General features: G+C 73.8%; 11 protein-coding genes. 7 read left to right on the forward strand and 4 right to left on the reverse strand.

All coding sequences use genetic code 11. The features are described from left to right. Window positions 1-674 (forward strand): hypothetical protein (locus I4I78_RS25415; RefSeq protein WP_218614015.1); only part of this gene is annotated, 674 nt, incomplete at its 5' end. Here I4I78_RS25415 and I4I78_RS33040 read toward each other — a convergent pair. Then, window positions 620-1,204, reverse strand: coding sequence for a hypothetical protein (locus I4I78_RS33040; RefSeq protein ID WP_226380425.1), 585 nt, complete (start codon window positions 1,202-1,204; stop codon window positions 620-622). The two genes, I4I78_RS25415 and I4I78_RS33040, sit on opposite strands and share 55 nt — an antisense overlap. Before the next feature lie 31 nt (window positions 1,205-1,235). Continuing rightward, complete coding sequence (locus I4I78_RS25425; protein WP_218614016.1) at window positions 1,236-2,195, reverse strand: SMP-30/gluconolactonase/LRE family protein; 960 nt, start codon at window positions 2,193-2,195, stop codon at window positions 1,236-1,238. A gap of 138 nt (window positions 2,196-2,333) precedes the next feature. Between I4I78_RS25425 and I4I78_RS25430 the strand changes: the two genes are divergently transcribed. The 3 genes from I4I78_RS25430 (at window position 2,334) to I4I78_RS25440 (ending at window position 5,339) form a co-directional block, all read left to right on the forward strand. Next, the gene (locus I4I78_RS25430; RefSeq protein WP_218614017.1) at window positions 2,334-3,167 is read left to right on the forward strand and encodes a crotonase/enoyl-CoA hydratase family protein; all 834 of its coding nucleotides are present in this window, start codon (window positions 2,334-2,336) and stop codon (window positions 3,165-3,167) included. A gap of 137 nt (window positions 3,168-3,304) precedes the next feature. Continuing rightward, window positions 3,305-4,225 (forward strand): LuxR family transcriptional regulator, encoded by a 921-nt coding sequence (locus I4I78_RS25435; protein ID WP_218614018.1) that lies wholly within the window; start codon window positions 3,305-3,307, stop codon window positions 4,223-4,225. 58 nt (window positions 4,226-4,283) lie between these two features. Then, entirely contained in the window at window positions 4,284-5,339 is a 1,056-nt protein-coding gene (locus tag I4I78_RS25440; RefSeq protein ID WP_226380426.1) for a trans-aconitate 2-methyltransferase, read from the forward strand. A gap of 12 nt (window positions 5,340-5,351) precedes the next feature. Here the strand turns inward: I4I78_RS25440 and I4I78_RS25445 are convergent, their stop codons facing one another. Together I4I78_RS25445 and I4I78_RS25450 are read right to left on the reverse strand one after the other, a co-directional pair. Further along, window positions 5,352-5,855 (reverse strand): hypothetical protein, encoded by a 504-nt coding sequence (locus tag I4I78_RS25445; protein WP_218614019.1) that lies wholly within the window; start codon window positions 5,853-5,855, stop codon window positions 5,352-5,354. A gap of 42 nt (window positions 5,856-5,897) precedes the next feature. Then, complete coding sequence (locus I4I78_RS25450) at window positions 5,898-7,328, reverse strand: wax ester/triacylglycerol synthase family O-acyltransferase (RefSeq protein ID WP_218614020.1); 1,431 nt, start codon at window positions 7,326-7,328, stop codon at window positions 5,898-5,900. 106 nt (window positions 7,329-7,434) lie between these two features. On the opposite strand from I4I78_RS25450, the gene I4I78_RS25455 reads away from it, so the two are divergent. From I4I78_RS25455 to I4I78_RS25465, 3 genes are all read left to right on the forward strand, one after another. Continuing rightward, entirely contained in the window at window positions 7,435-8,157 is a 723-nt protein-coding gene (locus tag I4I78_RS25455) for an RNA methyltransferase (protein ID WP_308252351.1), read from the forward strand. A 59-nt stretch (window positions 8,158-8,216) separates the two neighbouring features. Then, window positions 8,217-9,461: an alpha-hydroxy acid oxidase gene (locus I4I78_RS25460; protein WP_218614022.1), complete on the forward strand. Its 1,245-nt coding sequence runs from the start codon at window positions 8,217-8,219 to the stop codon at window positions 9,459-9,461. Window positions 9,462-9,483: 22 nt separating this feature from the next. Beyond that, the coding region (locus I4I78_RS25465) for an antitoxin (protein ID WP_218614024.1) at window positions 9,484-9,629 on the forward strand (146 nt) is incomplete at its 3' end.

Genomic DNA, 9,629 nt, shown 5'->3' on the forward strand with positions numbered 1-9,629 from the left:
CGCTGCTCGCCGCCGTCTCCGCCCGGCAGCGTTCCGACGGCGGTGCCCTGACCACGTTCGACGGCACCCTCGACGGGCCGTCCGGGCGCACGGCCGTGACCGGCGACGGGGCCGTCCGGTTCGACGGCGACGCCGTGTCGACCCGCTTCGACCAGCGGGTCGGGGCGCCGGGCGCCACCCCGCGCACGACCGGCCTGGTCCGCACCGGGAACAGGACGTGGGTCCGGGTGCCGGAACCGCCCCCCGGCCGGTGGCTGGAGCTGGGCGTGGACGAGGTCCCGCCCGCGGCCCGGGCCGACGCGACCCTGGCCGCGAACCTCGCCGGGACGGCCGACCCGCTGGCCGGGGTCGCGCGCTACGCCGACGCGAGCCTCGTCTCGGACGCCGTCGACGAGGACACCGGCGGCGTGCGGACCGTGCGCTACACGATCGTGGTGGACCTGGTCCGGGCCGCGGCCGCGGAGACCGACCCGGCGATGCGCGCCCAGCTGGCGAACCAGATCCGCGGCGGGCTGACCCGGATCAGCGCGCTGGTGTGGGTCGACGCCGACCAGCGCCCGGTCCGCACCCACGTGCGCCAGGTACTGCCCGGCGCCGGGACGCTGGACCTGGTCGCGGGCTACCGGTCCTGGGGCGCTCCGGTGCGGGTCGACCCGCCGCCCGCGACCGGGTAGGCGAGGCGTTCCCGCAGGCCCGCGGCCATCCCCGCCACGGTGAGCAGGTCGAACAGCTCACCGGCCGTGCCGGCCAGCCACACCCGGCGCACCGGGCCCAGCCGCAGGCGCAGCAGTACCCGGGTCCGGTCCCCGTCCGGGCGCAGGACGATCGACCAGCTCACGTCCATCCGCCCGCGGCGCGAGCGGTACACCAGCACGGCGGGCGGCTCGACCGAGTCCACGGTGAAGGTCGCGTGACGGCCGCCGTAGTCGGGGACGACGTCGCCGGGGACGAGGTGCTGCCAGCGGTGCTCGACCGTCCACGACGCCCGACGGGCCGGCGGCAGGAACCGCTCCACCCGGCGGGGCAGGTACCACCCCGCCCGGCGCTTGCCGAGCTGGACGATCCACGGCCACACGGCCTCCGGGCGGGCGTCGACGGTGACGCCGCGGTCCATCACCACGTCGGCCGGCGTCACCAGCTCGTCGCCCGGGCGGGGCTCCCGTGTCTCCGCGGCGGTGACCGCGACGGAGGCGAACACACTCATCGGGACACCATCGCGCACACCGGGGCGGGCATCAGCCGGAGAACGCGAGGTCCAGGCCCTGCTCGGGCCACTCGCACCGGTAGAGCACGCCGCGCCCGGACGAGGTGACCCATGCGGTGTGCGACCCGGCTCCGGCGAAACAGATGTTGGTGACGTACGGGTCCGGCTCGGGTGGCGCGACCTGGGTCAGCAGCCGTCCGTCCGGTGCGAGCACGCTGACCGCGCCCGTGACGAGCGTCGCGACGCACACGTTGCCGGCGCCGTCCACGGCGAGCGAGTCCAGGGACTGGTAGCCGGCGAAGCCGTGCAGCAGCCCGGCGTCGCCGGGCCCGGCCGGCCCGTCGATCCCGGCCGGCCGGGAGAGCCTGCCCGGCCCGTCGACGTCCCAGCACCAGACCCGCCCGGTCGCGGTCTCGGCGACGTAGAGCCGGCTCCCGTCCGGGGACAGCCCGACCCCGTTCGGGGTCGTCAGCGGGTGCACGACCTCGGTGATCGAGGACCCGTCGGCGCGCGCGTGGTACAGCGCGCCGGTGTCGGTCTCGCGCTCGCGGCGCTTGCCCAGGTCGGTGAACCAGAAGCCGCCGTCGGTGTCGAAGACGATGTCGTTCGGACCGCGCAGCGGACGGCCGTCGCAGGCGGTGTAGAGGTCGGTGACGGTGCCGGCCCGCGGACCGGTCAGCTCGACGCGCTGGATCCGGCCGCCGATGTAGTCCGGCGGCTGCGCGCCGGGAGCGGTGATCCCGTCCTCGCGGTCGGCCCAGGTGAAGCCGCCGTTGTTGCAGACATACGCCGCGCCGTCGGGGCCGATCGCGGCGCCGTTCGGGCCACCACCGGTCTCGGCGACGACCTCGGTCCGGCCGTCCGGGTGGACCCTCGACAGGGTCCCGCGGCGGATCTCGACCAGCAGCACCGAGCCGTCGGCCATCGCGACCGGGCCCTCCGGGAACCGCAGGCCGCGGGTGACCTCGTGCAGGACGGGCGTCTCGGTCATGCGTCGCTCCCTCGCGGCGTCGGCGGCAGTTCGGTGCGCTCGTGCGGGGTTAGCATGCATCGGTGATCGTCTCGGCGCGCGCGGGGCGGCTCCGGCGACAGCGAGAACTGTGACGCAGCCGAGGAGGAGAAGAGCCCGATGCCCGACACGGCCTTTCCCGACATCGACCCGACCCGGGTCAGCACCACGATCACCGACGGCGTCGCCGACGTCCGGCTCTCCCGCCCGGACAAGCGCAACGCGCTCGACGCCGCCATGTTCGCCGCGATCGTGCGCACCGGCGAGGCGCTGCGCACCGCTCCCGGCGTGCGGGCCGTGGTGCTCTCCGGGGACGGCCCGGACTTCTGCGCCGGACTCGACTTCGGCGCGTTCGCGGCGATGCGTACCGGAGAGCGGATGTCGGCCTCGGTCGAGCTCCCGCCCTCCGACGGCCCGGCGAGGGCCACCGGCCAGCGCGCCGCGCACGCCTGGGCCGGAGTTCCGGTGCCGGTGATCGCCGCGGTGCACGGCAACGCGCTCGGCGGCGGGCTGCAGATCGCGCTCGGCGCCGACATCCGGCTGGTGCACCCGGAGGCGGTGCTGTCGGTGCTGGAGATCCGCTGGGGACTGATCCCGGACATGACGGGCTCGCAGCTGCTGCCCGAGCTCGTCGGCCGCGACGTCGCCAAGGAGCTCACGCTGACCGGGCGGCGGGTGAGCGGCACCGAGGCCGTCGCGCTCGGCCTGGGCACCCGCGTCGAGAACGACCCGCGGGCCGCGGCACTGGCGATGGCCGCCGAGATCGCCGGGTTCAACCCGCACGCCGTGCGCGCGGCCAAGCGCCTGCTCGACGGCGCCGGGCGCCAGGACCTGCGCACCGGCTTCGCCGCCGAGCAGGACGAGATCGGCGCGCTGATCGGCAGCCCGAACCAGGTCGAGGCCGTCACCGCCCGCTTCGAGCAGCGCGCCCCGGAGTTCACCGACCCCGGCTGATCGGCGGCCCCTGCTGATCGACGGCCCCGGCTGATCAACGGTCCGGCAGGCGCTCCTTCGTGCCGCCCGACCTCGTCAATACTGGTGACGACGGGCGGGTGGCAGGGCGCGGAGGATGGCTCGCCGGAGGGCCGACGATGGACACACTTCCCCGGGGTCGCGACGGCGAGTGGCTCGACCTCGTCGCCGACCTGATCTCGTCCCCGCTCACGGTCTGGCCGGAGGACCGGGTGTCGCGCCTGCTCGTCGACACGTTCGACGCCGGCGGCTGCGTGACCCACTCCCACTCCGACTCCGACGGGCTCACGTTCACCACTTTCCATCCGGTCGAGCACTTCATCCCCTACCTGGACGAGGCGGTGCACTGGACACGCCACGAGGCACCGCTGCGCCACCCCCTGCTGCGCTATCACCTCTCGACCGGGCTGGGCACCTGCCTGCAGATCGAGGACGTCCCCTCCGGGATCGCCGACCGCCGGATGGTGAACGACTGGCGTGCACGCGGGCGCCGGTGGGGCGGGGTGCAGGCGCAGGCCTCGATCCCCGTGCTGTGGGAGCCGGGCGGACGGCGGTCGTTCGTCATCGGACGCACCGACGTCTACACCGCGCAGGAGATGGCCCTGATGCGTCGTCTGCAGCGCCTGCTCGCAGGCCTGGACCGGCAGATCGGCGTGTTCTCGTCCTGGTCGGCGCGGACCGGACCGGACGCGTTCGACACCGCCGAGGCGGTGCGGCTCACGCCCCGCGAGCTCGCGGTCCTGGAGCTGCTCGCCCGGAGTCTCACCGCGGCCGCGATCGCCCGCAAGCTCGGCGTCGCGGAACGCACGGTGCACAAGCACCTGCAGCGGGTCTACACCAAGCTCGGCGCCGCCGACCGGATGGGCGCGGTGTTCCGGGCACAGTCGATCGGGCTGCTCCCCGGGGTCCGTCCCCGCAACGTACGCACTTCCCGACCCTGTCGGCCGGAGCCCAGCCCGCAGCACGCTGGTCGCCCCACCACGACGATCCTCCGGAGCGACCGTGCCGACCATGACCGATACCACCACCCGGATCGCTGACGTCGAGTCCAGGGACGCGCACCCGGCCATCTGCATCCCCGAGACCGGGGTCTGAGCGATGGCTGTGGACGACGGCAGGCTGATGGAGTTCCTCGGGAAGTTCGTCGGGGACCTCGGCGCCACCGCGGCGGCAGGCAACGTCGTCGTCGGGCACCGGCTCGGGCTCTACCGTGCGCTCGCGCAGGGCCCGGCCACGCCGGAGGGGCTCGCCGAACGGACCGAGTGCCACCCCCGCTACGTCACCGAATGGCTGCGCGGTCAGGCCGCCGGCGGCTACGTCGACTACGAGGCCGACACCGGCGAGTTCTCGATGAACGATGAGCAGGCGTTCTGCCTGGCCGACGCGGCCGGGCCGGTGTACCTGCCCGGCGCGTTCGTGCTCGCGCTCGGCGCCCTGCGTGCCGAGCCACGGATCGCCGAGGCGTTCCGCACCGGCGAGGGGATGGGCTGGCACGAGCACGACGAGGACGTGTTCATCGGTTGCGAGGCGTTCTTCCGCCCCGGTTACCTCGCGAACCTCACCACCAGCTGGATCCCGGCCATGGACGGGCTGGAGACCAAGCTGACCGCCGGGGCGGCGGTCGCCGACGTCGGCTGCGGGCTCGGCGCGTCCACGGTGATCATGGCCGGCGCCTTCCCGCAGTCCAGGATCGTCGGCTCGGACTACCACGAGGGGTCGATCGAGCTGGCCCGCAAGCGTGCCGCCGACGCGGGCGTCGCCACCCGGGCCACGTTCGAGGTCGCCTCCGCACAGACGTTCAGCGGCACCGGCCTCGACCTGGTGACCAGCTTCGACTGCCTGCACGACATGGGCGACCCGCTCGGGGCGGCCCGGCACGTCCGCGACGCGCTGGCCCCGGACGGCACCTGGCTGGTCGTCGAACCGATCGCCGCCGACACCGTCGAGGGCAACCTCAACCCGGTCGGGCGGCTCTACTACGGGTTCTCCAGCTTCCTCTGCGTACCGAACGGGCTGTCCCAGCCCGGCGGGTACTCCCTCGGCGCGCAGGCCGGGGAGGCCGCGATGCGGCAGGTGATGACCGACGCCGGGTTCACCCGCTTCCGCCGGGCCGCCGAGACCCCGTTCAACGCGGTCTACGAGGTGCGCCCGTAGGGCGCCGGTCGATCAGCCCAGCTGGACCAGGAACGCGACCTCGCCGGGGGCGTACCAGGCCAGGTCGTGGTCCTCGGCCTCGCCGACCAGGAACTCCGCGTCCAGGTCCCCGAGGTCGGCCTTGTCCACCGCGCCCGCCGCCTCGCGCACGGCGTGCTCGGCCTCGGGCAGGTCCACGTGCACGGCGGCGATCTGCTCCATCCCGATCGCGCCGGTGACCCGCACCGCGCCGTCGTCGAGATCGGGGCGCAGCGTGACCTCGGTGTCGGCGGCGACGACGACCCGTCGCGCGGGGGTGTCGTCCTCGCCCAGGCCGAACTCCACCGAGAGCAGCCGCAGCGACGCCCGCGCGGCCTCGCTCATCGCCGCGTACTCGAGCTCCTCGTCGTCACCGGCGACGTAGGACTCGCGCAGCTTCGGGGTCAGCGCGAACGCGGTGCCACCGAGCGGCTCGAACTTCCCGGTCGACACCATCCTCGCGAGCATCGGCCAGGTGGCCGGAAGGTAGATCCTCAACGGGTACTCCAGGTTCGTCGGGTGTGCGCCCAGGTACTGCGCTCAGGTACGGAGCGTGCCGAGCAGCTCGTCGAGCGACTCCTGCACCATCCCGGCCAGGACGTCCAGGTCCGGCATCGCGTCCCGGTCCCCGTTCAGGCCATAGTAGACGCCGCCGTCGTAGCTGGTCAGGCCGATCGCGACGGCCTGTCCCTTGGCCAGCGGGACGACCGGGAACATCTCGAGCATCTGCGCGCCCGCGGCGTAGAGCGGGAACTGCGGGCCGGGCACGTTCGTCACGACGAGGTTGAAGATGTGCCGCGACATCACGCTGGCCGCCCGGGCGCCGAGCGCGTGCAGCGTCGGCGGGGCGAACCCGCCGATCCGCACCAGCGTGTCCGCGCCGACCGAGCGCCCGGTGTCGGTGTGCTCGCGCATCGCGTGCGTGACCTGGTGCAGGCGCACCAGCGGGCTCGGCTCGCCGACCGGCAGGTCGACCAGGAACGAGGCGACCCGGTTGCCGAGCGAACCCCCGGCCGCGGAGCTGGGGACGTCACCCTCGCCGCGCACCGACAGCGGCACCATCGCCCGCACCGAGGACGACCCGACGACCGGCTCGCCGCGGGAGAGCAGCCAGGTGCGCAGCGCACCGGAGATCACCGCGAGCACGACGTCGTTGACGTCGCAGCCGTAGGCGGTGCGGACCTTGCGGTAGTCCTCCAGGTCGGTGCGCGCGATCGCGAACCGGCGCTGGGTGGTGATCTCGGCGTTCAACGGCAGCCCGGGCGCGCGACGGCTGGCGGTGCGCGCCATGGTGAAGATCTTCCCGGCGGCCCCGGCGACCTTCGTCGCGGTGGCCATGGCGTCGCCGGCGGCGGCACGGACGTTGTCCACCACCTCGCCGGGGCGGGTGACGGCCTCGCCGAGCGCGTCGAGCACGAGCTGCCCGTCCGAGGGCTCCGGTCGCGGCATCCACAGCTCCTCCGGGACGTCGCGGGGCTGCGCGGAGACGTCCAGGATCACCTGGCCGATGTCGATCGCGGAGATCCCGTCGACCATCGCCTGGTGGGTCTTGGTGAGCACCGCGATCCGGCCGGTCTTCCCTCTCCCCGACGGCTCCAGGTTCTCGATCAGGTACATCTCCCACAGCGGGCGGGTGTGGTCGAGCGGGCGCGACATCAGGCGCGCGACCAGCTCGGTCAGCTGGTCCTCGCTCCCCGGGTGCGGCAACGCGGAGCGACGCACGTGGTAGGCGATGTCGAACTCGGTGTCGTCCACCCATACCGGGCGGGCCAGGTTGCCCGGGACGCCCCGGACCTTCTGCCGGTAGCGCGGCACGAGGGCGATCCGCTGCTCGATCAGCTCGACGAGCCGGTCGTAGTCGAAGCCGGACTTCGGGCGTCGGAAGATGGAGACCCCGCCGACGTGCATCGGGGTCGTGGCCTCCTCCAGGTAGAGGAACGAGGCGTCGAGCGCGGAGAGCCGGGACGGCATGGCCGTGATCCTACGTGCGGCGTCGGAGATCGTCGGTCGGCGTGCGAGGCTGCTCCGCGTGGCAGAACCCTCCGGACCTCCCCCGACCTCGCCGAAGGACCGCTTCGTGACCGTCTACGGGCGCAAGCCGGTGCTCGAGGCGCTGGCGGACCCGGATCTGGAGGTGGACAAGGTGATCCTGGCCGACACCGTCCGCGGCGGGTCGGCCCGCGAGATCCAGGACGCCTGCCGCGCCCACGGGGTCGAGCTGCAGCGTGCCAGCGCGCACCGGGTGAAGGTCCTGGCCGGCAACGGGCGCCACGACCAGGGCGTGCTCGCCGACGTCGTCGCGCCGCGGATGGCGCCGCTGCCGGTGTTCCTGTCCGACCTCGGGACCCGTCGCGGTGCGTCGGTGCTGGTGCTCGACGGGGTGACCAACCCCTCGAACGTCGGGATGCTGCTGCGCAGTGCGACCGCGGCCGGCCTGGACGGGGTGCTGCTCCCGCGCCACGGCGTCCCGGCGATCGACCCGCTGGTGGTGAAGGCCTCGGCCGGGGTCGCGTTCGGCGCGCCGGTGCTGCGGGCGGCGACCGCCGAGCAGGGGGTGTCGGCGCTGCGCGAGGCCGGGTTCACCGTCTTCGGCCTCGCCGCGGGCGGCGAGTCGCTGATGGACGCCGAACTACCGCACCGGGTGGCCCTCGTGCTCGGCAACGAGACCGACGGCCTCTCCGCCGCCGTCGCCGCGCAGTGCGACGGCATCCTGTCCATCCCGATGTTCGGCGGGGTGGAGAGCCTCAACGTGGCGAGCGCGGGCGCGGTCGCGGCCTACGAGCTCCTGCGCCGCCGCTGACGGCGGCCGCCCGGGTTCGACGGGTCGGCAGCGCCGCGTCGCCGACCTAGGGTGGGGGCATGGTGCAGCGCAGGTTCCCCCGCCCGTCCGAGCTGGCCCCGCTGCTGCGGCCGGCCCCGTTCCTCCGCGACGCCACGGAGCGCCGGCTGGCCCGGGCGACCAGCATCCACGACCTGCGCGAGATCGCCCGCCGGCGCACCCCGCGCGCGGTGTTCGACTACACCGACGGCGCGGCGGAGGACGAGCGCAGCCTGAACCGCGCCCGCGAGGTGTGGGGCACGGTCGAGTTCACCCCGTCCGTGCTGCGCGACGTGTCGTCGGTGGACCTGACCCGCGACATCCTCGGGAAGTGCTCGGCGCTGCCGTTCGCGCTGGCCCCCACCGGTTTCACCCGGATGATGGGGACCGGGGGCGAGCGCGCGGTGGCCCCGGTCGCCCGCGACGCCGGGATCCCCTACGCGCTGTCCACGATGGGGACGACGACGATCGAGGACACCGCCGCCGCCGCGCCGGACGGGCGGCACTGGTTCCAGCTCTACCTCTGGCGCGACCGCAGCGTGGCCAAGGACCTGGTGGCCCGCGCCGAGGCGGCCGGCTACGACACGCTGATGCTCACCGTCGACACCCCGGTCGGCGGCAACCGGCGCCGCGACGTGCACAACGGGCTGTCCGTGCCGCCCGCACTGAGCCTGAAGACGTTCCTCGACGGCGCACGGCACCCGCACTGGTGGTTCGACCTGCTCACCACCGAGCCGCTGACCTTCGCCAGCCTGGAGACCAGCGACGGCACCGTCGCCGACCTGATCAACCGGGTGTTCGACCCGGCGCTGACCCTGGACGACGTGACCTGGCTGCGCGACACCTGGCCCGGAAAGCTCGTCGTCAAGGGCATCCAGAGCGTGGCCGACGCCCGCCGGGTCACCGACGCCGGCGCGGACGCCGTGCTGCTGTCCAACCACGGCGGGCGCCAGCTGGACCGGGCACCGGTGCCCGCGGAGCTGATCGAGCCCGTCGTGCAGGAGCTCGGTGACGACGCCGAGGTGCTCGTCGACACCGGGATCATGCATGGCGGCGACGTCGTGGCCGCCGTTGCGCTCGGTGCCCGGGCCGCCCTGGTCGGGCGTGCCTACCTCTACGGGCTGATGGCAGGCGGGCAGCTCGGGGTACGCCGCAGCGTCGACATCCTCACCGCCGAGATCGAGCGGACGATGCAGCTGATCGGGGTCACGAAGGTCGACGACCTACGCCCGCAGCACGCACACCTTCGACCGAACGGGGGAACGCCAGAGCGTGCGAGGCATTGACAAGGGGTCCACTATGGCTCGCATGGGTTTCCTGGACAAGGCCAAGGAACTGCTCGGCCAGCACGACGACAAGGTCGATCAGGGACTGAACAAGGTCGGCGACGCGGCGAAGAAGAAGTACGCCGGTCACGACGAGCAGATCGACAAGGTGACGGGGATGGCCCGTGA

This window comes from Pseudonocardia sp. KRD291, assembly GCF_019263595.1.
GTDB lineage: Bacteria > Actinomycetota > Actinomycetes > Mycobacteriales > Pseudonocardiaceae > Pseudonocardia.

What these genes read in the sequence shown, in the direction of transcription:
- I4I78_RS25425 (WP_218614016.1), bottom strand. Translation starts at nt 2,195, where the DNA reads ATGACCGAGACGCCCGTCCTGCACGAGGTCACCCGCGGCCTGCGGTTC.
- I4I78_RS33040 (WP_226380425.1), bottom strand. Translation starts at nt 1,204, where the DNA reads ATGAGTGTGTTCGCCTCCGTCGCGGTCACCGCCGCGGAGACACGGGAG.
- I4I78_RS25435 (WP_218614018.1), top strand. Translation starts at nt 3,305, where the DNA reads ATGGACACACTTCCCCGGGGTCGCGACGGCGAGTGGCTCGACCTCGTC.
- I4I78_RS25460 (WP_218614022.1), top strand. Translation starts at nt 8,217, where the DNA reads ATGGTGCAGCGCAGGTTCCCCCGCCCGTCCGAGCTGGCCCCGCTGCTG.
- I4I78_RS25440 (WP_226380426.1), top strand. Translation starts at nt 4,284, where the DNA reads ATGGCTGTGGACGACGGCAGGCTGATGGAGTTCCTCGGGAAGTTCGTC.
- I4I78_RS25450 (WP_218614020.1), bottom strand. Translation starts at nt 7,328, where the DNA reads ATGCCGTCCCGGCTCTCCGCGCTCGACGCCTCGTTCCTCTACCTGGAG.
- I4I78_RS25430 (WP_218614017.1), top strand. Translation starts at nt 2,334, where the DNA reads ATGCCCGACACGGCCTTTCCCGACATCGACCCGACCCGGGTCAGCACC.